Here is a 21,320-nt window from a genome sequence, read left to right as displayed (position 1 = left end):
GCGTCTATCGACGCGGCGGCGTGAAGGGCGAGTTGATCGTCTGGAAGTACTGGATACCCGCACCGATCAGCGTGCCGCCGCCACCGAGGGCAAGGCCCGCGATGCCGCCGATCGCGGCCGCCGGCGCGACGCCCACCAGGCAGCCCACGACAACGGCGACGAGTCCGATGACGCAACCGATCACGCCGCCGACGATTCCGCCGACCACGGTCCCGACCAATGTCCCGACCGACGTACCGGTACGGAGTTGTGATTGGAAACGTTCGAGAGCCTGATCGTCGCGTTCCTGCCGCGTCTGCGGCGCGGCGACATTGTGCCGAGCGATGCCGCGTATCTTCTCTACCTCGGTCGGATTGAGCGCCGTCGAGCGCGTGACCTCGCGGGACGGAATGAGGGTCACCTTGTTGCCCGCGGTCCGGGTGTCGATCGGGAACTGCCGGAATTCGTTGCGGTAGGTGAGCGGCATGCGGAACAGTTCCGCGCCGGCGGTATCGCGCACCGTCAAATTCCCGTTCTCCGTGCTCACCGATGCGTTGTGCACGGTGAGAGTGAGCGCTGAGGCATTCCAGGAAGCGTCATAAGTCGCCGCCGGGGCCTTCTGAGGTGCAGCTTCGGCGGTCGCGGCGAACGCCGTGACGACTGCGGTGGCCAGGCAGAGAATGACGCTGAGGCGTTTTTTGCGCAGGGGAGTACGCGAAGTGGGGAACACGAGTGCTCCTTCTTGTCCACACAGGACAGGGCGTGAGAAGGGAGGGGATATCAGAGATCTGTTGCTCAGCTCTCTCTTTCCGAGAATGTCAGACGCTTGATCCACATCGAAACGCAACGTCTGGGAATGGTGCTCGTGTGATGAGTTGTTATGCGACCGTTATCAGCATTGCAAATTCAGGAAATGTCGATGTGAATGATCGGAAATGGTGTGAGCTGGCATTTCCTGGAGAAACCGCAGGTCGACGGCCGCTCATTTCCGGATGCGCGGCCGGGAGGCCGGTGCGGCACCCGGTTCGTCGCGTCACCGGCAAAACATGACAAGCTGGAAGCGTGCAGTTTGCCGACCCGTACGCCGCCGACATCGACGCTGTCCTGATCACCGAAGAAGAGATCAAGCAGCGCACCGCCGAACTCGCCCAGTCCGTGGCGTCGCGCTACGCCGACATCGAGGAGGATCTGGTCCTCATCGGTGTCCTCAAGGGCGCCATCATGTTCATGACGGACTTCGCGCGGTCGCTCCCGATCCCGTCGCAGATGGAGTTCATGGCGGTGTCTAGCTACGGGTCGTCGACGTCGTCGTCGGGTGTGGTCCGCATCCTCAAGGACCTCGACCGCGACATCGAGGGCCGTGACGTGCTGATCGTCGAGGACATCATCGACTCGGGCCTGACGCTGTCCTGGCTGATGAAGAACCTCGCCACGCGCTCGCCGCGCAGCCTCGAGGTGTGCGCCCTGCTGCGCAAGCCGGACGCCGTGCGCTCCACGATCAGGGTCGCCGACGTCGGTTTCGACATCCCCAACGAGTTCGTCGTCGGTTACGGCCTCGACTACGCCGAGCGGTACCGCGACCTGCCCTACATCGGCCGGCTGAAGCCGTCGGTGTACACGCACTGACGCGTCTGGGCGCAGGACATGCGCGCCGACCTGCGAGGGAACGGTTTCACCAGCGTGATCGTTGACCGGTAGCCTCAATGTGTACGTCGACGGGAAGGACATGGGAACGGCGTCGGCACCGGGACTGATCCCGCGAGCCCGCCCGACCCCCACCAACTGGCATGAACCGTAAGACAGTCTTCCGCAACCTCGCCATCCTGGCGCTCATCCTGCTCGCCCTCTGGGGCTGGAGCGTGATGAGCGACTCCGGTCGGGAGTACCGCGGCGTCGACACCTCCGTCGCACTGCAGCAACTCAACGACAAGAACACCAAGTTCATCAGCATCGACGATCGCGAGCAGCAGCTCCGGATCGAGCTCAAGTCCCCGGTCAAGGTCAACGACGCCGACACCGACAAGATCAGCGCCAAGTATCCGGCGCAGGCGGGCGACCAGGTCTTCGAGGCTGTCCAGGGCACCGGCGCCCCGTACACGACCAACGTCAACGAGCAGTCCGTCCTGTGGCAGATCCTCATCTTCGTGCTGCCGATGATCCTGCTGTTCGGCCTGTTCTTCTTCGTGATGAGCCGCATGCAGGGCGGCGGGCGCGGTGGCGTGATGGGCTTCGGCAAGTCCAAGGCCAAGCAGCTCACCAAGGACATGCCGAAGACGACCTTCGCCGATGTCGCGGGCGCCGACGAGGCCGTCGAAGAGCTCTACGAGATCAAGGACTTCCTGCAGAACCCGGCGCGCTACCAGGCCCTGGGCGCGAAGATCCCCCGTGGTGTGCTGCTCTTCGGCCCGCCCGGAACGGGCAAGACGCTGCTGGCCCGCGCCGTCGCCGGCGAGGCGGGTGTCCCGTTCTTCACCATCTCCGGTTCGGACTTCGTCGAGATGTTCGTCGGCGTCGGAGCGTCGCGTGTGCGCGACCTGTTCGAGCAGGCGAAGAACAACAGTCCGTGCATCATCTTCGTCGACGAGATCGACGCGGTCGGCCGCCAGCGCGGCGCGGGCCTCGGCGGCGGTCACGACGAGCGTGAGCAGACCCTCAACCAGCTCCTCGTCGAGATGGACGGCTTCGGCGACCGCTCGGGCGTCATCCTGATCGCGGCGACCAACCGTCCCGACATCCTCGACCCGGCGCTCCTGCGTCCCGGCCGTTTCGACCGTCAGATCCCGGTCGGCAACCCCGACATGGCGGGTCGCCGGGCGATCCTCAAGGTCCATGCCAAGGGCAAGCCGATCGATTCCGGCGCCGATCTCGACGGTCTCGCCAAGCGCACGCCGGGGATGTCCGGTGCCGATCTGGCCAACGTCGTCAACGAGGCGGCGCTCCTGACAGCGCGCGAGAACAAGCAGACGATCACCGCCGAGGCACTCGAGGAGGCGGTCGACCGGGTCATCGGCGGGCCGCGCCGCAAGTCCCGCATCATCAGTGAGCACGAGCGCAAGGTGGTGGCCTACCACGAGGGCGGTCACACCCTGGCCGCGTGGGCGATGCCCGATCTCGACCCGATCTACAAGGTCACGATCCTGGCGCGCGGGCGGACCGGTGGCCACGCGCTGGCCGTCCCCGAGCAGGACAAAGACCTGATGACCCGCTCGGAGATGATCGCGCGGCTCGTGATGGCCATGGGCGGGCGTGCCGCCGAGGAACTGGTGTTCCACGAGCCGACGACCGGTGCGTCGTCGGACATCGACCAGGCGACGAAGATCGCGCGGGCGATGGTGACCGAATACGGCATGAGCTCCAAGCTGGGCGCGGTGCGCTATGGACAGGACCAGGGCGATCCGTTCCTCGGCCGGTCCATGGGCTCGCACACCGACTACTCCGCGGAGATCGCGAGTGAGATCGACGACGAGGTGCGCCGGCTGATCGAGGCCGCGCACACCGAGGCGTGGGCCATCCTCACCGAATACCGGGACACCCTCGACGTCCTGGCCACCGAGCTCCTCGAGAAGGAGACGCTGACCCGCAAGGATCTCGAGAAGATCTTCTCCGACGTCGACAAGCGTCCGCGGATCACCACCTTCAACGACTTCGGCGAGCGCACGCCCAGCGACAAGCCGCCGGTGAAGACCCCGGGCGAGCTCGCCATCGAACGGGGTGAGCCGTGGCCGCCGCCGGAGCAGGCCAAGGTCCCCGAACCGGTGGGAGCCGGCTATCCGGGTGCCCCGCAGGTTCCGGGCCAGGTGCCGAACTATCCGCCGGTGTACCCCGAACCGGGGACGTCGGGCGGATCGACACCACCGACCCAGGGCAACCCGGAACCGCGGTACCCCGACAACGGGTACCCGCCGGCCCATCCGGGTGCCCAGTATCCGAATCCGCAGTATCCGAACCCCCAATATCCGAACCCCCAGTATCCGAACCCGCAGTATCCGGATCGGGGTGCCGGCCGGCCCGGGGCGGGCGGATCATACGGCGGTGGAACGCGCCCGGATTACGGCGCTCCGCGGGACTGGTCGGCGCCCGGCTGGCCGCCCGAGCCCGAGCCGCGCCCGGGGCGCAACGGCGACTCCAACGGGTGGGGACACCGCGCCGATGACGACGACTCCCGGCCGAGTTCGTAAAGTGGCCGGATGAGCATCAACGAGCGGCAGGACGCCGTACTCGCCGGACCTCGATCAGAGTTCGACCAGGCGCGCGCCGAAGCTGCGGTTCGCGAGTTGCTGCTCGCCGTCGGCGAGGACCCGGACCGCGAAGGTCTGCTCCGGACGCCGACGCGGGTGGCGAACGCGTACCGGGAGATGTTCGCAGGTCTCTACACCGAGCCCGACGATGTTCTCGCGACGACTTTCGACGAGGATCACGACGAGTTGGTGCTGGTGAAGGACATCCCGATGTACTCCACCTGCGAGCACCACCTGGTGTCCTTCCACGGAGTCGCGCACGTGGGGTACATCCCCGGCACCTCCGGCCGGGTCACCGGTCTCTCCAAACTGGCCCGGCTCGTCGACCTGTACGCCAAGCGCCCTCAGGTCCAGGAACGGCTCACCAGTCAGATCGCCGACGCGATGATGCGTCGGCTCGAGCCCCGCGGGGTGATCGTGGTGATCGAGGCCGAGCACCTGTGCATGGCGATGCGTGGCATCCGCAAACCCGGTGCGACGACCACGACGTCCGCGGTGCGCGGCATCTTCAAGACCAGTGCGGTCTCTCGCGGCGAAGCCCTCGACCTGATCACCCGGTGACGACGGCGCACACGGTCCCCGCCCGCGGCGGAGTGCACCGGACCCTCGTGATGGGTGTCCTCAACGTCACCGCGGACTCGTTCTCCGACGGTGGTCGTTACCTCGACGCCGAGGCGGCCGTCGCGCACGGACTCGAGTTGATCGACCAGGGTGCCGACCTCATCGACGTCGGTGGCGAGTCCACTCGCCCCGGTGCGATCCGGGTCGACCCCGACCTCGAGACGGCGCGCGTCGTGCCGGTGATCAGCGAACTCGCCGCGCACGGGGTCGCCGTCTCGGTCGACACGATGCGTGCGCCCGTGGCGGCCGCGGCGGTGGAGGCCGGCGCGGCGATCGTCAACGACGTCTCCGGCGGGCGTGCCGATGCCGACATGGCGCGGGTCGTCGCGGAGGCGGGGGTGCCGTGGGTTCTGATGCACTGGCGTCCGGCCGGCGACAGCGCCGACCGCCGGTTCACCCACCGCAGCGGGGATGTCGGCGGTTACCGGGACGTCGTCGCCGAGGTCAGCGGTGAGCTGCTCGCCCAGGTCGACGCCGCGGTGTCGGCCGGTGTCGACGCCGACCGCCTGATCCTCGACCCGGGGCTGGGCTTCGCCAAGACCGCCGAACACAACTGGGCCCTGCTGCACGCGTTGCCCACCTTCACCGGACTGGGTTTCCCGATTCTGGTCGGTGCCTCCCGCAAACGTTTCCTCGGCACCCTGCTGAGCCGCGACGGCGCGGACCGCCCGCCCGCCGGGCGCGATGTCGCCACCGCGTCCGTCTCGGCACTCGCCGCCGCCGCGGGCGCCTGGGGTGTGCGCGTGCACGATGTCGCCAGCAGTCGCGACGCGGTCGCGGTCGCCGCGGCCTGGCGTGCCGGCGGTTCCCGAACCTCATCACCGGTAGGAGAATCGAATGGCTGACCGGATCGAACTGCGCGGGCTGAAAGTCCGTGGCAATCATGGTGTGTTCGACCACGAGCGGGCCGACGGCCAGGACTTCTTCATCGATGTCGTGCTGTGGCTGGACCTGCAGGCCGCCGGGGAGTCCGACGACCTCGCCGACACCGTCGACTACGGCGCGCTCGCGCACCAGGTCGCGGGCATCGTCGGGGGCGAACCGCGCAACCTCATCGAGAAGGTGGGCGCCGAGGTCGCGGACTCGATCATGACCGACGAGCGCATCAGTGCGTGCGAGGTGACCGTGCACAAGCCGTCGGCGCCGATCCCGCTGACCTTCGACGACGTCGCGGTGGTGACCCGTCGCTCCCGCAAGGGGACACGATGAGCCGCGCGGTGCTCTCGGCCGGGTCCAACGTCGGTGACCCGATGGCGCACCTGCGTTCGGTCGTCGAGGGTTTCGCCGACGACCTCATCGCGGTGTCCGCGGTCTATTCGACACCTCCGTGGGGCGGGGTCGAGCAGGACGACTTCCGCAACATCACGCTCGTCGTCGACGGCCCGTACGGTGCCCGGCACTGGCTCGAGCGTGGTTTCGAGCTCGAACGCGCCGCCGAACGAACTCGGGACATCCGCTGGGGGCCAAGAACTCTCGACGTCGATGTGGTTACGGTGGCCGAGGCCGGCGGTGTCGTCGTCGCCGACGACCCGGACCTGACGCTGCCCCATCCGCGTGCGGCGCAACGGGCTTTCGTGCTCGTCCCGTGGCTGGAGATCGAGCCCGACGCCACCCTGTGGACGCCGGCCGGTGTCCGTGCGGTGGCCGACCTCGTCGCGGGGCTCGACACCGCCGAGCGGGATGCGGTGCACCCGGTCGGTCGTCTCACCGGGGCCGACGCGTGAGTGCGCCCGATCCGCGGCGGCCGGATCAGGACGACGAGCAGACCGGCCTCGGTCCGACCCGGGTCCGTGATCTCGCCGCGATCGCGGCGGTCACCGCGATCGTCGCGTGGATCCTGGTGCGGTACAACTACTCCGATTTCCCGCCGTTGCCGTTGCTCGCCGGTGTCGTGCTGTACGTGCTCGCCGCACTCGAGATCGTCATCGCCTTCGTCGTCCGCTCCCGTGTCGAATCCCGAGACGTGGGACGCGCGCGGGGGCAACTGCATCCGCTCACGGCCGCCCGAGTACTGGCTCTGGCCAAGGCTTCTGCGATCCTCGGCGCGATCGCCGTCGGAGTCTGGCTGGGATTGCTGGCGTTCCTGCTCGGGCAACACGATCTGGCCGCCGCCGACCACGATCGGCCGGGTGCCATCGTCGGACTCATCGGCGGGGTGCTCCTCGTCGCCGCGGCGCTGTGGCTCGAATACTGCTGCCGGGCCCCCGACGACCCGTCTGCAGTGGGCGATTCGTGACGGTTGCCGCGCGTGGCGATGAGGTCGTCGATGTGGCGCCTAACATGCGGACTATCTGAGAAACTCCGCACCCGCCTGACGTCCGAATGTACTCACAGCGGGTAAATTCACGATCATGACGACCTCGAACGGCCGTGCCGCCGACTCGCGCCGGTCGAGTCGGTCACCGGCTCAGTGGTTGCTCGGCCTGTTGATCGTGCTCGCCCTGGTGGCCAGCATCCTCATGGTCTTCACCGACCGATTGTCGATCACCGGCTCGCTGGCGGTCATCGCGGCGCTGTGGGCGGCCGTCATCGGCGCGATCCTGGTGACGAAGTTCCGACGGCAGGCCGAGAGTGCGGAGGCGAAGAGCCGGGACCTGCGTCTCGTCTACGAACTCCAGCTCGAACGCGAGATCGCGGCACGTCGTCAGTACGAACTCGACGTCGAGACGACCATCCGCAAAGAAGTGACCGCGGAGTCCAACGAGGAACTGTCCGAACTGAAGGCTCAGGTCCTGGCGCTGCGCTCCAGCCTGGAGATGCTCCTCGGCGAGCCGCTCCCGGACCAGCGGGTCGCGTTGTCGAGCGAGAAGATGCGCGAACTGGCCTCGGGCCTGGACGACGAATCCCGGGCAGGACGTCGGGCCGGTGCCACCTTCGGTGGCGACTTCGGCGGCGACCTGGGGGGCGTGTCCTCGTACGGCGCGACCTACGCCGACGACGGGGTGCTCGCCGCCCGCGACTTCGCGGCCACCGCTCCCACCACAGACGACGGTCGGCACACCGGTCCGGTGGATCCCAACGAGATGACCGAGGTGATCCCGATCGTCACCGACGATCCGATCTCGGGTCGTATCGCGACGGAGGTCCCGCCCGAGGAGGCCGGCGCGACGACCACCCCGGCCGGTCCCGCCGCCGGCGATGTGCCGGACGCCGAAGCGTCCGGCGTCGCGTCCGACACCGAAGTGTCCGACGCCGAGATCGTCGACACCGATCATCCCGAAGCGCAGGCGGCCACCTCGGCCGGTCCCACCGGCGCGGAGTCCGCGTCGCTGCCGTTCTCCGGCGGCTTCTATCTCGGGAGCGATGCCGAGGAGCCGGCACCCCCGGCCGCCGGCACGTCGGCCGAGGCCGCCGCCGCGGATCAGCCGCTGTACACCGACGACACCCCGACCGATGAGTGGGCAACCGGCACGCCGACGGCCGACGCACCCGACGCCGAGGTCTCGACTGCCACCGATACCGACGACGACGTGGAACCGCCCGCGTTCCTGTCGGCCGCGGGCCGGCACGAGAATCCGCCGGGTGGCCGGGCTGCGGAGTCCTACGGCGGTGGCCGCCGACGCCGCGCCACCGACGACGACGCGGAATCGGCGCACTCGGCGGGACTGCCGGTCTCCGAACTCCTGAACCAGTTGCGTTCGCAGACCGAGACGTCCGGGGGCGGGCGACGCCGCCGGAACGGCTGAGTCACCGGTCGAACCCGCAGGCGTTCGGCCGCAGAGGATGCCCACCGGGCAATCCCTCGTACGCTTCTGTCATCCGTTCGGGTCACATCTGTGACGTTGCCGCGCTTTCGGCCGTGCGAGTTGGACGATCGCCCTAGTATTCCCGTATGAGCGAGACGCTCGCTGGTGGGGAGTTCGGTCTCGGGCCCGGGTCCGGTCCGTCGATGGCCGCGATCCGCCACACCGACCGTGGGAACGCGGTCAAGCAATCACTGGTGAGCGCCGCCCTGTTCCTGCCGGTCATCGCCTGGTGGCCGACTGTGCTGTGGCTCTTCACATTCGACCCGCTCGACGGCGCCCCGTTCCCCGAGTATCACGCGAACCTCCAGGCCAACGGGCCCGAGGCGAGTCTGCTGCTCATCTGGTCGCTGACAGCGCTGATGCCGTTGTACACGGTTCTCGTGCTGGGGATCTTGGCGCGGAGTCCGCTTCGGTCGGGTATCGCGGTGGTGATCGGCGCGGTCGGTGCGCTCGGATTCTGGGGCGGCCAGGTGCCCGTCCTGGTGCGGTCGGGGGAGTACCCGATCCTCACTTTCTGTTCGGAGAACATGCCCGCCTTCGTCGTCCTGCTGATCGTGGCGTGGTCGGTCGCGCGGCGGCGTGGATTCTGGTGGGTGCTGGCGATCCCGGTCATCGCACTGCTGGCGATCAACGCCTATGAGGGCTGGGCGTCGAACCCGGTCGACGCGATCGTCGACGGCACGGGGCGACTCCTCAACGTTCCGGCCTCGGAGGTGCTGGATCCGTTCTCGCCGAGGTTCCGTTCCCCGTTCGACGACGTCATCGACATCGTGGCGGGGATCGTCACCCTGTGGGTGGTCGATTCGGTGTTCGGTGCCTTGTCACGACAGGGGCGCGACCCGCAGCAGGCTGGGGCCCGCGACTTCTATCGTTGACGAAAGTGGAACAGAGAGAACAGGTTCGGTTCAGAACTGCATCATCACGGCTCGGCCGACGGTGAACACGATGAACCCCAGGCTCAGGACGACGCCCAGCGCACACAGCATCCGGGCGAGTCGGCCGGCCGAGTTCGGCTGACCGCGACCGGCCAGATACCAACCGGCCATCCCGACCGGTAGGCCCAGCCCGCCGACGACGCTCAACGGAACGGCCGCCACGCCGCAGGCAAGGGACGCGGTGGTCCGCCGGGCAGGGCCGGCATCGGCCTGCGGTGGGTCCAGAACCGGCAGGTCCCGTGAGGCCCGAATCGTCGACACCCCTGGATCATGTTGCGGGACAGTCTGTCCCGGTAGTCCTGAATATGCAGTCGCACCCACGTGGGACGTCGGTTGACCGGTCCGCGACCCGCTACCTCTCGGTGGGGTCGCGGCGGTTGCGGGAATCGCGGCGGTGGGCGCGCGGACCGTCGGCCGCAGTCCCGGCGCCGGCCTGGATCGGCCCGCTCGCTTCGCTCCCGGCGCCGGTGTGGATCGGCCCGCTCGCTTCGCTCCCGGCGCCGGCACAAAAGTCGTGGTGTCGATCGCCGAACGGAGTTGCACGGCAAACGCTCCCGCCGTCGGTGGCCGGTCCGCCCGGTCCTTCGCGAGTCCGGCACGCACGGCGTCGGCCACCGCCCGCGGGATGTCGGGCCGGAGTGCCGACACGTCCGGAGGTGGCGTGCTGAGATGGTGGTGGATCATCATCGCGGGCGTGCGTGCGGTGAACGGAACTGTGCCGGTGAGCAACTCGAAGACGGTGCAGGACAGCGAGTACACGTCACTGCGGGCGTCGAGGGGCTGGGCCGAGAGTTGCTCGGGCGACGAATAGGGAAAGGAACCGATCACCAGATCCGTCGACGTGAGCGAGGTCGCGCCGCTGTCGGTCGATCGTGCGATGCCGAAGTCGGCCAGTCGAATTCGTCGCTGCTCGGTGGTCCCGGGAAAGCGCGGGGCCGACTCCTCCGTGCTGAGCAGGATGTTCGCCGGCTTGACATCGCGATGGAGTAGCCCGCTCCGATGCGCGTGATCGAGCGCGGCACCGATCGCATCGCCCACCGCCGCGACATCGGCCGGTGGCAGTCCGCCGGGGGCACTCGCGAGCAGCGCGGCCGCATCGGTGCCGGGCACGTACTGCATCGAGATCCAGAGCCGCCCGTCGACCTCGCCCCGGTCGTAGACGCTGACGATGCAGGGATGGTCGAGCTGAGCGGCGAGGTCGGCCTCACGGGTGAACCGGGCGCGGAAGGTCGGATCGGTCGAGACGTGCTCGGCGAGCAGCTTGATGACGTCGTGGCGGGGGAGCCGCGGATGGCGGACGAGGTACACCTCGCCCATTCCGCCTGCGCCGATCTTGCGCACGACCGTGTATCCGGCGAACTGTGTGCCCGGTTCCAAGCTCATGGGCGGACCCTCGTGTGTGTGCGGGCGTGTCGGTGAGACGGCGGCGGCCGCCTCAGACTACGCCGCTTCGGCCCAGGTCACCGGTGGTTCCGTCGTTCGGTCGACAAGCCCGGCGACCGGGACCTCCCGACGTCGGGGTGACACCTGTCACAGACGTTGGCACCGGCCGCGGTGTCGGACCTACTCTTGCTCTGCAACGTCTGGTACCCGTGCCGACGCCGCCGCAGCGAGTTCGCTCGCGCGACGGTGGTTTCGGCAGAGGCGGGACTGGAACGACACTCTGGAGGACAGCGGTGACCTCACCGAGCGGTGATGCCGGTATGCCGTCCGCACGGCGAGCCGGTGGCGACGACGCCTTCGGCGATGGTCTGCATCCCGATCGCCCCTTCGCGGACGAGGCGTATCCGCGGTCCGCTCCCACCGATCCGTTTCCCGGCATGACGAACCTGCCGGCGCCTGCTCGACTCACCGTCGGTCTCATCTCCGCCGGCCGGGTCGGGACGGCGCTGGGTGAGGCACTGGAGAAGGCCGGGCACGTGGTCGGCGCCGTCGTCGCCCGTTCGCCCGAGTCGCGCGGCCGAGCAGCTCGCCGGCTTCCCGATTCCGAGATACTCGACCTCGACGAGGTCGTCGCACGGTCCGAGCTGTTGCTGGTGAGCGTGCCCGACGCGGCCCTGGGTACCGTCGTCGAGCAGATCGCGACATCCGAGTCGCTCCGGCCCGGGACGATCGTCGCGCACACCGCGGGCGCGCACGGGGTGGCGGTGCTGCAACCGGTGGCCGATCGTGGTGGCCTGGCGATCGCACTGCATCCCGCGATGACCTTCGTCGGGTCGGAGGACGACACCGCTCGCCTCACCAACGCATGCTTCGCGATCACCGCCGCCGATGCGGTGGGCGAGGCCATCGCATCGTCGCTGGTGCTGGAGATGGGCGGCGACCCGGTACGGATCGCCGAGGCCGATCGCACGCTCTACCACGCGGCACTCGCGCACGGCGCCAACCATTTGATCGCCCTGATCTCCGACGCCGTCGTCGCGCTGAACGCCGCGATCGACCACTCCGGCCGCGACACCGCGACCGTCGACGGGCACGGTGACCGCCTCGCCGAGCGCATCCTCGGCCCGCTGGTCGCGGCGTCGTTGCGGAACGTGCTGGAACTCGGCCCGTCGGCCCTGACCGGACCCGTCGCCCGGGGCGACGCCCCTGCGGTCGCCCGGCACCTGGCAGCCTTGCGCACCGTGCCCGGCGGGACGGGACCGCATGGCATCGCCGACGCGTACCGCACCCTCGCCCGCCGCGCGGCAGACCACACCCACGCGCCGCAGGCGTTGATCGACGCACTGGAGGACCGATGACATCACCAAGCGGAGGAGGCGGCGTGAGCGGCCCGCTCGACGACCGACCCACCTACTCGGCCGGTCGGATGACCGTGCACCGGGAGCCGGCGTCCCTGACCCGCGTCACGCGCGCGCTGCGTGCCGCGGGCAAGCGCGTCGTGCTCGTCCCGACCATGGGCGCGCTGCACGCCGGTCATCTCCAGCTCGTCCGGGCCGCCAAGGCCAAGGGCAACACGGTCGTGGTGGTGTCCATCTTCGTCAATCCGCTGCAGTTCGGCGCCGGCGAGGACCTCGACGCCTATCCGCGCACCCTCGACGCCGACCTCGCCCTGCTCGAGCCGCTCGGCGTCGAGTTGGTGTTCGCGCCGTCGGCGTCGTCGATGTACCCGAACGGTCCGCGGACGACGGTGCATCCGGGCGAGGCGGGCGGAATCCTCGACGGCATCTCGCGACCGACCCACTTCTCCGGGATGCTGACCGTGGTCCTCAAGTTGCTCAACATCGTCGGACCGAACGCGGCGTTCTTCGGTGAGAAGGACTATCAGCAGCTGGTGCTCATCAAGCAGATGGTGACCGATCTGAACCTCGACGTCGACATCGTGGGGGTCCCGACCGTCCGCGAGTCCGACGGGCTGGCGATGTCGTCGCGCAACCGGTACCTCACCCCGGAGCAGCGGGAGCTCGCGACGGCCCTCTCGGCCTCGCTCGTCGCCGGCGCCCACGCGGCCGAAGGCGGGCGCGACGCCATTCTCGCTGCCGCCCAGGCGGTGCTCGCCACGGTGCCGCAGATCGAGGTCGACTATCTGGCGCTGCACGGACGGCAGCTCGAGGAACCGCCGGAGAAGGGCCCGGGCCGGCTGCTCGTCGCGGCCCGGCTCGGCAGCGCTCGCCTGATCGACAACGTCGGCGTGACGGTCGGCGGGATCGCCGCGCTCGACGAAGAAATCGCCTGGACCAATGCCACCACAACCACGACAGAGGGACGATGACCATGTTGCGCACCATGATGACCTCGAAGATCCACCGCGCCACCGTGACCCAGGCCGACCTGCACTACGTCGGCTCGGTGACCATCGACTCCGACCTGCTCGACGCCGCGGGCCTCCTCGAAGGCGAGCAGGTCACGATCGTCGACATCGACAACGGCGCCCGCCTGGTGACCTACGCGATCGCCGGCGAGCGCGGCAGCGGTGTCATCGGGATCAACGGCGCGGCAGCCCATCTCGTCCACCCGGGCGATCTCGTCATCATCATCGCCTACAGCATGCTCGACGCGGCGGAGCTGCGTGAGTACTCGCCGAACGTCGTCTTCGTCGACGCGCAGAACCGGATCGTGACGACCGGCGACGATCCGGCCGACGTGCCCGAGGGCTCGGGTCTGCTCGACCCGCGTCAGCTCGACACGCCGCTGTTCGCCGACGCGTCCCTCTGACGCGAGAACGTTCTTCGATGCTGCTCACCGTCGACGTCGGCAACACCAACATCCATCTCGGTGTGTATGCCGGGGTCGGGGATCATGCACGCCTGGTGCGGGATTGGCGTATCCACACCGACCCGCATTACACCGCGGACGAGCTGGCGTGGGCGTTCCGCGGCATGCTCGGTGACGACATCGACCAGGTCACCGGGGTCAGCGCACTGTCGACGGTGCCGTCGCTCCTGCGTGAACTCCGCGTCATGGTGCCGCGCTACTTCGGCAACGGCCCCCACGTGCTGCTCGAACCCGGGGTGCGCACGGGAGTGCCCCTCCTGGTCGACAACCCCAAGGAGGTCGGCACCGACCGGGTCTCCAATTGTCTGGCCGCGCATCACGAATTCGGCGGCCCGTGCATCGTGGTCGCCTTCGGTACCGCGACGGTCGTCGACGCGGTCTCGGCGTCGGGCGAGTTCCTCGGCGGGGCGATCGCGCCCGGCGTGAACCTCGCCGTCGAGGCGCTCTCCGAACACACAGTCACCGTTCGGAAGGTCGAGTTGATGCCGCCCCGCGGCGTACTCGGCAAGAACACCGTCGAGGCGCTCCAGTCGGGCATCCTCTACGGCTTCGCCGGTCAGGTGGACGGACTGGTCGACCGTGTCTGCGACACCGTCCCGGGATTCGACGGCGACGACGTCACCGTCGTCGCGACCGGATACCTCGCCCCGCTCATGTTCGACGAATGTCGTTCGCTCACCGATCATCACCCGCATCTGACCCTGGAGGGGCTGCGGCTGGTCCACGAACGGGCCAAGGCCAACCCGCGTCGCGGCAAGTGATCTCGTGGACCGAGGCGGTCGGCCCCGGCCGCTGAGGTCAGCGCCCGCGGAGCGCGGCCTCGGTGTAGGCCGCGATGCGGTCGGTCAGTTCGTCACCGCTCAGGTCGGTTCCGGCCAGCTGATGGACCTGGGCGTCGACCGCCGCGAACGCGAGCCGTAGGTCGGCGGCCGCGGCTTCCGCCGACCAGCCGTCGGCGACGAGATATGCGGTCAGCCGGGCGATCAGGGTGTTGATGAGGGCGGTGTATCCGGTGGCGAGGCGTGCCGGATCGGCCAGTTCGCGAAGGCGCCCATGGGCGCGGCCGTGGGTCGAGTTCTCGCGCACCGCCACCTCGATCACCGCGCGCAGCACCTCCGGCCACGGGCAGGAGCCGACCGGGTTGTCGTCGAGCACCGCGGTCATCGCCCGGTCGGCGGCGTCGAGGTGGCGCAGCGCGACTTCGTCGATGATCGCCTGCTTGTCGCCGAAGTACTGATAGATCGAACCCACCGAGACCCCGGCCTTCTCCGCGATGCGGTTGGTCGTCAGCTCCGCGCCCTCGGTGTCGAGAAGCTGGGTGGTCGCCTCGAGGATCGTCTCGACGGTGAACGAAGAACGTTGTTGCCGTGGTATTTTGCGCATCTGATCGGTTCCTCGCGTTCGCGCGGCGGGGGAGTGGATTCACCGACCGATCGAGAGGGTCAGCAGCACCCCCGATTCGGTTCCGGCCACGAGGCGACCGGCCGAACCGGGTACCGCTGCGAGGGCGGTCACCGGCTGCCCGACGTTCGCGGTGCAGCTCCGACCTGTTCCGAGGTCCACGAGGTGGACCTGCCCGGTGGTCGACGACACCGCGAGCCGCCCGGGGGTCACCTCGGTGAGATCGTCGAGCACACCCGGTAGCGGTGCGGCGAGATCGGCCGCCACGGAATAGGCGGCGGGATCGGCGAGCGGGACACGCAGCACGCGACCCGTTGCGCTGACGGTCAGCGTGACGTAGAGATCCCGACCGACGATCACCGCGCCGTTGATCCCGGTTCCGTTGATCGTGGCGCTGGGAGTCAGGTTCTTCGGTGCCGCGGCCGACCAGGCGTGATCGACGGAACCGTCCGGGCGGATCCGGACGACCCCGAGCCGTCCGTCGGAAACGTACACGTCGCCGGTGCGGTCCACGGCCAGCCCGTTCGGCATGCCGAGTCCGCGTGCGAAGACGGTCGCCGGCGCGGAGGGCGTGCGCGGGTCGATCCGCAGGACCTTGCCGACCAGCGGGGACCCGGGCAGCATGGTGACCGGCGAGTCGCCCGAGGCGACGTAGAGGAGATCGTCCGGGCCTCGGCGGACGGCGCCGGGTGACTCGACGCGGACGCGCGCGGTGACCCGGCCCTGCTGGTTGCGTCTCTCGACGACGTTCTCGAGAATCCGCGACACCCACAGGTTTCCGGCTGCGTCGTAGCCGACGTTCTCCGACCATCCGGTCGGGGTGGGCGACGGAACGATGTCGGTCACCCGCACGTGGGCGCATCCCGGCGCCGCCACGGCCGTCGGCGCCTGGACTCCCAGAACGGCAGACGCCAACACCACGACCACCGCACCCACTCGCGAGGACCCTCGCATCGCACACCGCCTCATCGTCGGCCCACACCGTATCGCGTCGTAGTTCGTCGATGCCCGGCATTCTCGGCGATGCGGTGGATCGTCGGATCCGTGCGATTCGGCGTCGGGAAGCTGAGTGCGTGCCCCGAGGATCAGGTCGATGGTGAACGAAGACCGTTGTCACTGTGGACGTTTCCGCATCTGGTCACCCCGGGTGGAATGCGAGTTGTCTGTCTTGTGCGGGGGGTCGACGATGGGTGCATGATCCGCGAATCCGAATCTGCCGAATCGTATCTTCGCTTCCTGCCCGAACCGTGGCGATCCGCTGCCGCCGGGGCGGTCGCCGAATCCACCTGGTGGGCTTGGCCGTCGAGCTCCGACCGGCCGTGCGGGAGGGTGGATGTGCACGTCCTGCGGGCGCGTCGGAGCGCGGCACCGCTGCGCGTGCTGCTGCTGCACGGCGGTGGCGGACACAGCGCTCTCGTCTGGCCGGTGGGTGCGATCCTCGCGCACGAGGGGTTCGAGGTGCTCGCCCTCGACCTACCCCAGTACGGACGTACGCGGGTCGCCGACCGCGGCAGGGTTCGTTATCGGGATTGGGTCGATCTGGTCTGCGATCTCGCGACGGCCGAGACCGACGACGATCCGCGACCGCTCGTCGTGTTCGGCGCGAGCCTCGGCGGCATGCTGGCGTACGAGGTCGCGGACCGGACCGGGCGGGTCGCCGCGGTCGTCGCGACGTGCCTGCTCGATCTCGCAGGCGATCCCGATGCGCGCCGGGCGGTCGCGCGCACGCCGGCGCTCGGTCGACTCACCCCGCTTCTGCCGGTGCTCGCCCGGGTCGGGGTTCTCGCGCGGGTTCGGTTCCCGATCCGCTGGGTCGCCCCGATGTCGGCGATGAGCCTCGACCCGGCCCTGGCCCAGGCGTGCCTCGACGACCGGTTGGGTGCCGGATCGTCGGTCTCGCTGGGTTTTCTGGCGGACCTGATGACCCACCCGGTGCGGGCCCCCGAGGAGTATCGGGGTCCGCGCGTGCTGCTGGTCCACCCGGCGGCCGATTCCTGGACGCCCCCGGAGGTCAGTGTGCGCTTCGCGCGACGGATCGCGGCGCGTACCGACATCCACCTGCTGACCGGGTGCGGACACTTCCCGGTCGAGCAGCCCGGCGTCGACGAGCTGGCCGCACATCTTCGCGCGCTGGCCGCCGATCTCGTCGTCGGGGAGACGTGAACCCGCCGGGCGGTGTCAGCGGAACGCGCGCAGCAGCGGGGTGGGGTCGTGGTCGGCGTCGGTGCCGTCGGAGTTCCGTAGCAGCGCGTCGAGGACCAGGCCGTCGAGCGCGGCGACCAGTTGCCGGGCCTCGGTGCGGGGCAGCCCACCGTCGACCAGGCCCTCGACGTAGCGGTCGCGGTGTCCGACCATGGCCCGCCGGAGCTCCTCGTCGCGTGTCGCCAGGAGCATGAGTTCGTAGCGGGCCCGGGTACGGACGCGATCGGTGCCGAGCCAGCGAGCGATGACCTCGCGCGTCGACTCACCGTCGACCGCCTGGTCGCCCGTGAAGACGTGCTGGACGAGCGCCGCCAGAAAGCCGCTCTGACCGCCGAAATGGTGCCGAACGCTCCCGTGAGGCACTCCCGACGCGTCTTCGACGGCGCGTGCGGACGCCTGGCGAATGCCCACCGTGCCGATGAGGGTGATCCCGGTGTCGAGCAGCACGTCGCGGGTGGGGGCGCTCGCTGGTTTCTCCACATGGAGAACCCTATCTGGTATGGTTCTTCTCCATGTGGAGAAGTCGCTCGTGAGGGTCGTCGTGGTGGGTGCGGGAATCGCCGGATTGTGCACCGCGGCCGGTCTGACGTCCACGGGCGCGGACGTCACCGTCGTCGAGAGGGCGCCCGAGGTGCGGGGCGGCGGCGCGGGTCTGAGCATCTTCGCCAATGGGGTCCGCGCACTCGAATCGCTCGGTCTCGGGTGGGTGATCGACGACGCCGTCGCGCCGACCCCGCCGACGAGCGGAACGCGGACTCCGGACGGACGCTGGCTCGGTCGCTTCGATCCGTCGTCGCTGGCAGGCATGCGTGTCGTGCGCCGCACCGATCTCCACGCGGCCCTGCTGCGGGCCGTGGACGGTGTCGCGGACATCCGAACAGGCTCCGGGGTCGAGGACATCGTGCCCGGGAACGGCCTCGTGCGCCTGGCCGACGGAACCATGATCGGTGACTGCGATCTGATCGTCGGCGCCGACGGCCTCCGCAGCCGGGTGCGTGCCGCGATCGTCGCGGACCCGGGCGTCCGGCGCAGCGGTTATTCCGCGTGGCGGGCGGTCACGTCGACCCCGGTGATGGTCGCCGCGGCCGGTGAGACGACCGGGCGCGGCGCGCGGTTCGGGATGGCGCCCCTGCCGGACGGGCATGTCTACTGGTTCGCCTCGGTGTCGGACCCCGGAGATGGCACTCCCGGTATCGACGAAGTGCGGCAACGTTTCTCGGGATGGCACCAGCCGATCGGGGAGTTGCTCGACGCCACCGACCCGGCGGCGGTCGGGTATCTCCCGATCGAGGAACTCGCCGCGCCGCTGCCGACCTTCGTGGGAACGGGCGGGCCGTGCGGGTGCGTGCTCGTCGGCGACGCCGCGCATGCGATGACCCCGAACCTGGGTCAAGGGGCCAATCAGGCGATGGAAGACGCGGCCACCCTGGTGGCCGTGCTCCGGCGCTCCGGCCCCGGTGGTCTCGACGACGCGCTGCGCGCCTATGACGGTTTGCGGCGCCCGCGGACCCAGCGGATCGCGCGGCAGGCGTCGATGATCGGCCGGGTCGGCCAGATGAGTGCCGGGCCCGCGGTGTGGGCCCGCGATCTCGCTCTGCGCCTGACGCCCGACGCCGTCCTGAACGCGCAGATGCGACGCCTGCAGCGGTGGCAGCCGCCGGAAGTGTGACGACGTCGCTCCCCTCCGGGGTGTGACGGTCAGATCGGGTCGGTCCGGTCGGGGGTCTGGCCGGTGAAGGCGGGCTGTGGCATACTCGTCGCCGTGATCATGAGCTGTCAGGAGTGTTGTCGGGGCTAGTTCCGCATCCGCGGCTGCCCTACTTCGCGCTCCCTGCTCGATCTCGATCACTTCAGGACATCTCCTCATGACCGTTTCGGTTGCTTCTTCTGCTGTCACCTCGCCTGCTCCGGTGTTCGCCCCTGCATCGGTGTTCGCCGCTGTACCGCCCACTGTCGCCCCGGCCCCCGCCGCGCCGTTGTCCCTGCGGGTCGAGGACTACGCGTCCGCGGTCGCGGCCGGTGCGACCCCCGTCGACGTCCGCTCCCACCGGCGCCGTCAGCTCGACGGCGCACTGTTCGGTGCCCTCGCCATCGACGCCGTCGAGGTTCTCGACCGGCTCACTCCGGACACCGCGGATTCCCTGCGCGCCGCCCGCCCGGAATCGCGGTGGATTCTCGTCAGCGAGGACGGGCACGAGGCCGAATGGCTGGCCTGGCACCTGCAGGCGCGTGGCGTGCTCGGTGCGGTGTTCGTCGTCGGCGGGCACCGTCGGATGCGGTCGGCACGGGTCAACGGTCGGATCCGGCCCGACGACCTCGCCGTCATCTCCGCCCACGAGAGCTGAACCCGCCCAGCGTGACCCGGTTGTGGCCGCCGTCACCGCCGGATGGTGAGTTGGGAGTCGATGACCGGCCCCGATAGGGTGCGTGGGGTGAGTGACAGCCCGACCAGCACCGCCACGCCCGAAGCGACCGACGAGCAGACTCCCGAGCAGTTGCGCATCCGCCGCGAGAAGCGTGAGCGGATCCTGGCCGAGGGGCGTGAGGCATACCCGGTCGCGATCCCGCGCACCCACAGCCTCGGTGAGATCCGCGCGGCCTATCCCGACCTCGAGGCCGGTACCGAGACCGGTCAACACGTCGGCGTGAGCGGACGCGTGATCTTCCTGCGCAACAAGGGCAAGCTGTGCTTCGCGACGCTGCAGGAGGGTGACGGCACCCAGCTGCAGGCGATGGTCAGCTTCAACGGCGTCGGTGAGGACGCGCTGGCGCGATGGAAGTCCGAGGTCGACCTCGGGGACATCGTGTTCATCTCGGGTGAGGTCATCAGCTCGCGCACGGGCGAGCTGTCGGTGATGGCCGACGACTGGCAGATGGCGTCGAAGTCGTTGCGTCCGTTGCCCGTCGCCCACAAGGACATGAGCGAGGAGGCCCGCGTCCGGCAGCGCTACGTCGACCTCATCATGCGTCCGGAGGCGCGCAGCATCGCCCGTACCCGGATCTCGGTGATCGCCGAACTCCGTGCGGCTCTGGGGCGCCGGGGATTCCTCGAGGTCGAGACCCCGATGCTGCAGACCCTGCACGGCGGCGCGGCGGCGCGCCCGTTCGTGACCCACTCCAACGCCTTCGACATCGACCTGTTCCTGCGCATCGCACCGGAGCTGTTCCTCAAGCGCTGTGTGGTCGGCGGCATCGAGCGCGTCTTCGAGATCAACCGCAACTTCCGCAACGAGGGTGCCGACTCCACCCACTCGCCGGAATTCGCGATGCTCGAGACCTATCAGGCCTACGGCACCTACGACGACTCCGCCGTCATGATCCGTGAACTCGTGCAAGAGGTTTCGCAGGCCGCGCTCGGCACCCAGACCCCCACCATGCCGGACGGTTCCACCTACGACCTGTCCGGCGAGTGGACCGCGCTGGAGATGTACCCGTCGTTGTCGGAGGCGCTCGGTGAGCAGATCGTCCCCGCGGGCGCCGACGGCGAGACCACCGTCGAACAGTTGCTCGCGATCGCGGCACGTGTGGGCCTCGAGATCCCGAAGGACAAGGGGTACGGCCACGGCAAGCTCGTCGAGGAACTCTGGGAACACATGGTCGGCGCGAAGCTGGATCGCCCGGTCTTCGTCCGCGACTTCCCGGTCGAGACCTCGCCGCTGGTCCGCGCACACCGGTCGGTGACCGGCGTCGTGGAGAAGTGGGACCTCTACGTTCGCGGCTTCGAGCTCGCGACCGGGTACTCCGAACTCGTCGACCCCGTGATCCAGCGCGAGCGTTTTGCCGACCAGGCCCGCCTGGCCGCCGCCGGCGACGACGAGGCGATGGTCCTCGACGAGGAATTCCTCGCGGCGATGGAGTACGGCATGCCGCCGACCACCGGCACCGGCATGGGCATCGATCGCCTGCTGATGGCCCTCACCGGCCTCGGCATCCGCGACACCATCCTGTTCCCGCTGGTCAAGCCCCGCACCTGACCGGGATCT

General features: G+C 69.3%; 22 protein-coding genes. 17 read left to right on the top strand and 5 right to left on the bottom strand.

Annotated features, from left to right (window positions below):
- Window positions 1-4 precede the first annotated feature (4 nt).
- Window positions 5-709, bottom strand: coding sequence for a DUF8020 domain-containing protein (locus CA982_RS20130; RefSeq protein WP_086537014.1), 705 nt, complete (start codon window positions 707-709; stop codon window positions 5-7).
- Between the two features lie 332 nt (window positions 710-1,041).
- Here CA982_RS20130 and hpt point away from each other — a divergent pair, with 332 nt between their 5' ends.
- From hpt to CA982_RS20085, 9 genes are all read left to right on the top strand, one after another.
- On the top strand, window positions 1,042-1,605 hold the full coding sequence (hpt, locus tag CA982_RS20125; protein ID WP_065629595.1) for a hypoxanthine phosphoribosyltransferase: 564 nt from the start codon (window positions 1,042-1,044) through the stop codon (window positions 1,603-1,605).
- A 161-nt stretch (window positions 1,606-1,766) separates the two neighbouring features.
- The gene (gene ftsH / locus CA982_RS20120) at window positions 1,767-4,157 is read left to right on the top strand and encodes an ATP-dependent zinc metalloprotease FtsH (protein ID WP_086537013.1); all 2,391 of its coding nucleotides are present in this window, start codon (window positions 1,767-1,769) and stop codon (window positions 4,155-4,157) included.
- A 9-nt stretch (window positions 4,158-4,166) separates the two neighbouring features.
- A complete protein-coding gene (folE, locus tag CA982_RS20115) occupies window positions 4,167-4,778 on the top strand; it encodes a GTP cyclohydrolase I FolE (protein ID WP_086537012.1) in 612 nt (203 codons plus the stop codon).
- 50 nt (window positions 4,779-4,828) lie between these two features.
- A complete protein-coding gene (gene folP, locus CA982_RS20110; protein WP_086537055.1) occupies window positions 4,829-5,683 on the top strand; it encodes a dihydropteroate synthase in 855 nt (284 codons plus the stop codon).
- On the top strand, window positions 5,676-6,047 hold the full coding sequence (gene folB / locus CA982_RS20105) for a dihydroneopterin aldolase (RefSeq protein WP_086537011.1): 372 nt from the start codon (window positions 5,676-5,678) through the stop codon (window positions 6,045-6,047). Before folP ends, folB begins: the two co-directional genes overlap by 8 nt.
- Window positions 6,044-6,562 (top strand): 2-amino-4-hydroxy-6-hydroxymethyldihydropteridine diphosphokinase, encoded by a 519-nt coding sequence (gene folK, locus CA982_RS20100; RefSeq protein ID WP_086537010.1) that lies wholly within the window; start codon window positions 6,044-6,046, stop codon window positions 6,560-6,562. Before folB ends, folK begins: the two co-directional genes overlap by 4 nt.
- A complete protein-coding gene (locus CA982_RS20095; RefSeq protein ID WP_086537009.1) occupies window positions 6,559-7,074 on the top strand; it encodes a DUF3180 domain-containing protein in 516 nt (171 codons plus the stop codon). Before folK ends, CA982_RS20095 begins: the two co-directional genes overlap by 4 nt.
- A 115-nt stretch (window positions 7,075-7,189) precedes the next feature.
- Entirely contained in the window at window positions 7,190-8,524 is a 1,335-nt protein-coding gene (locus tag CA982_RS20090) for a DUF6779 domain-containing protein (protein WP_086537008.1), read from the top strand.
- A gap of 146 nt (window positions 8,525-8,670) precedes the next feature.
- Window positions 8,671-9,459 (top strand): hypothetical protein, encoded by a 789-nt coding sequence (locus CA982_RS20085; protein WP_086537007.1) that lies wholly within the window; start codon window positions 8,671-8,673, stop codon window positions 9,457-9,459.
- A 30-nt stretch (window positions 9,460-9,489) separates the two neighbouring features.
- Here the strand turns inward: CA982_RS20085 and CA982_RS20080 are convergent, their stop codons facing one another.
- Window positions 9,490-10,902, bottom strand: a complete 1,413-nt coding sequence (locus tag CA982_RS20080; protein ID WP_086537006.1) for a serine/threonine-protein kinase — start codon at window positions 10,900-10,902, stop codon at window positions 9,490-9,492.
- Between the two features lie 293 nt (window positions 10,903-11,195).
- Here CA982_RS20080 and CA982_RS20075 point away from each other — a divergent pair, with 293 nt between their 5' ends.
- From CA982_RS20075 to CA982_RS20060, 4 genes are read left to right on the top strand one after another with little or no spacing between them, the layout of a single operon-like run.
- A complete protein-coding gene (locus CA982_RS20075) occupies window positions 11,196-12,260 on the top strand; it encodes a Rossmann-like and DUF2520 domain-containing protein (protein ID WP_086537005.1) in 1,065 nt (354 codons plus the stop codon).
- A 23-nt stretch (window positions 12,261-12,283) separates the two neighbouring features.
- The gene (gene panC, locus CA982_RS20070) at window positions 12,284-13,231 is read left to right on the top strand and encodes a pantoate--beta-alanine ligase (RefSeq protein ID WP_086537004.1); all 948 of its coding nucleotides are present in this window, start codon (window positions 12,284-12,286) and stop codon (window positions 13,229-13,231) included.
- A 2-nt stretch (window positions 13,232-13,233) separates the two neighbouring features.
- Entirely contained in the window at window positions 13,234-13,674 is a 441-nt protein-coding gene (panD, locus tag CA982_RS20065) for an aspartate 1-decarboxylase (RefSeq protein ID WP_086537054.1), read from the top strand.
- Between the two features lie 17 nt (window positions 13,675-13,691).
- Window positions 13,692-14,495, top strand: coding sequence for a type III pantothenate kinase (locus CA982_RS20060; RefSeq protein ID WP_014928008.1), 804 nt, complete (start codon window positions 13,692-13,694; stop codon window positions 14,493-14,495).
- A gap of 37 nt (window positions 14,496-14,532) precedes the next feature.
- Here CA982_RS20060 and CA982_RS20055 read toward each other — a convergent pair whose 3' ends face one another.
- Window positions 14,533-15,117 (bottom strand): TetR/AcrR family transcriptional regulator, encoded by a 585-nt coding sequence (locus tag CA982_RS20055; protein WP_086537003.1) that lies wholly within the window; start codon window positions 15,115-15,117, stop codon window positions 14,533-14,535.
- A gap of 39 nt (window positions 15,118-15,156) precedes the next feature.
- Window positions 15,157-16,089 (bottom strand): SMP-30/gluconolactonase/LRE family protein, encoded by a 933-nt coding sequence (locus CA982_RS20050; protein ID WP_244176397.1) that lies wholly within the window; start codon window positions 16,087-16,089, stop codon window positions 15,157-15,159.
- A 240-nt stretch (window positions 16,090-16,329) separates the two neighbouring features.
- Between CA982_RS20050 and CA982_RS20045 the strand changes: the two genes are divergently transcribed.
- Window positions 16,330-17,298: an alpha/beta fold hydrolase gene (locus CA982_RS20045; RefSeq protein WP_086537053.1), complete on the top strand. Its 969-nt coding sequence runs from the start codon at window positions 16,330-16,332 to the stop codon at window positions 17,296-17,298.
- 15 nt (window positions 17,299-17,313) lie between these two features.
- Here CA982_RS20045 and CA982_RS20040 read toward each other — a convergent pair whose 3' ends face one another.
- Entirely contained in the window at window positions 17,314-17,817 is a 504-nt protein-coding gene (locus tag CA982_RS20040) for a TetR/AcrR family transcriptional regulator (RefSeq protein WP_244176396.1), read from the bottom strand.
- Between the two features lie 49 nt (window positions 17,818-17,866).
- On the opposite strand from CA982_RS20040, the gene CA982_RS20035 reads away from it, so the two are divergent.
- The 3 genes from CA982_RS20035 (at window position 17,867) to lysS (ending at window position 21,311) form a co-directional block, all read left to right on the top strand.
- A complete protein-coding gene (locus CA982_RS20035; RefSeq protein ID WP_086537051.1) occupies window positions 17,867-19,006 on the top strand; it encodes an FAD-dependent monooxygenase in 1,140 nt (379 codons plus the stop codon).
- A gap of 196 nt (window positions 19,007-19,202) precedes the next feature.
- The gene (locus CA982_RS20030) at window positions 19,203-19,682 is read left to right on the top strand and encodes a hypothetical protein (protein WP_086537001.1); all 480 of its coding nucleotides are present in this window, start codon (window positions 19,203-19,205) and stop codon (window positions 19,680-19,682) included.
- Between the two features lie 60 nt (window positions 19,683-19,742).
- On the top strand, window positions 19,743-21,311 hold the full coding sequence (gene lysS / locus CA982_RS20025) for a lysine--tRNA ligase (RefSeq protein ID WP_086537050.1): 1,569 nt from the start codon (window positions 19,743-19,745) through the stop codon (window positions 21,309-21,311).
- Window positions 21,312-21,320 lie beyond the last annotated feature (9 nt).

The sequence above is a fragment of the Gordonia lacunae genome, from assembly GCF_002149015.1.
In the GTDB taxonomy this organism is placed as follows: domain Bacteria; phylum Actinomycetota; class Actinomycetes; order Mycobacteriales; family Mycobacteriaceae; genus Gordonia; species Gordonia lacunae.
The sequence above is the reverse complement of the archived record's forward strand: the minus strand, read 5'-3'. Positions and strand labels throughout refer to the sequence as shown.

What these genes read in the sequence shown, in the direction of transcription:
- ftsH (WP_086537013.1), top strand. Translation starts at nt 1,767, where the DNA reads ATGAACCGTAAGACAGTCTTCCGCAACCTCGCCATCCTGGCGCTCATC.
- folE (WP_086537012.1), top strand. Translation starts at nt 4,167, where the DNA reads ATGAGCATCAACGAGCGGCAGGACGCCGTACTCGCCGGACCTCGATCA.
- folP (WP_086537055.1), top strand. Translation starts at nt 4,829, where the DNA reads ATGGGTGTCCTCAACGTCACCGCGGACTCGTTCTCCGACGGTGGTCGT.
- folB (WP_086537011.1), top strand. Translation starts at nt 5,676, where the DNA reads ATGGCTGACCGGATCGAACTGCGCGGGCTGAAAGTCCGTGGCAATCAT.
- folK (WP_086537010.1), top strand. Translation starts at nt 6,044, where the DNA reads ATGAGCCGCGCGGTGCTCTCGGCCGGGTCCAACGTCGGTGACCCGATG.
- CA982_RS20090 (WP_086537008.1), top strand. Translation starts at nt 7,190, where the DNA reads ATGACGACCTCGAACGGCCGTGCCGCCGACTCGCGCCGGTCGAGTCGG.
- CA982_RS20085 (WP_086537007.1), top strand. Translation starts at nt 8,671, where the DNA reads ATGAGCGAGACGCTCGCTGGTGGGGAGTTCGGTCTCGGGCCCGGGTCC.
- CA982_RS20080 (WP_086537006.1), bottom strand. Translation starts at nt 10,902, where the DNA reads ATGAGCTTGGAACCGGGCACACAGTTCGCCGGATACACGGTCGTGCGC.
- panD (WP_086537054.1), top strand. Translation starts at nt 13,234, where the DNA reads ATGTTGCGCACCATGATGACCTCGAAGATCCACCGCGCCACCGTGACC.
- CA982_RS20060 (WP_014928008.1), top strand. Translation starts at nt 13,692, where the DNA reads ATGCTGCTCACCGTCGACGTCGGCAACACCAACATCCATCTCGGTGTG.
- CA982_RS20055 (WP_086537003.1), bottom strand. Translation starts at nt 15,117, where the DNA reads ATGCGCAAAATACCACGGCAACAACGTTCTTCGTTCACCGTCGAGACG.
- CA982_RS20050 (WP_244176397.1), bottom strand. Translation starts at nt 16,089, where the DNA reads ATGCGAGGGTCCTCGCGAGTGGGTGCGGTGGTCGTGGTGTTGGCGTCT.
- CA982_RS20045 (WP_086537053.1), top strand. Translation starts at nt 16,330, where the DNA reads ATGATCCGCGAATCCGAATCTGCCGAATCGTATCTTCGCTTCCTGCCC.
- CA982_RS20030 (WP_086537001.1), top strand. Translation starts at nt 19,203, where the DNA reads ATGACCGTTTCGGTTGCTTCTTCTGCTGTCACCTCGCCTGCTCCGGTG.
- lysS (WP_086537050.1), top strand. Translation starts at nt 19,743, where the DNA reads ATGACCGGCCCCGATAGGGTGCGTGGGGTGAGTGACAGCCCGACCAGC.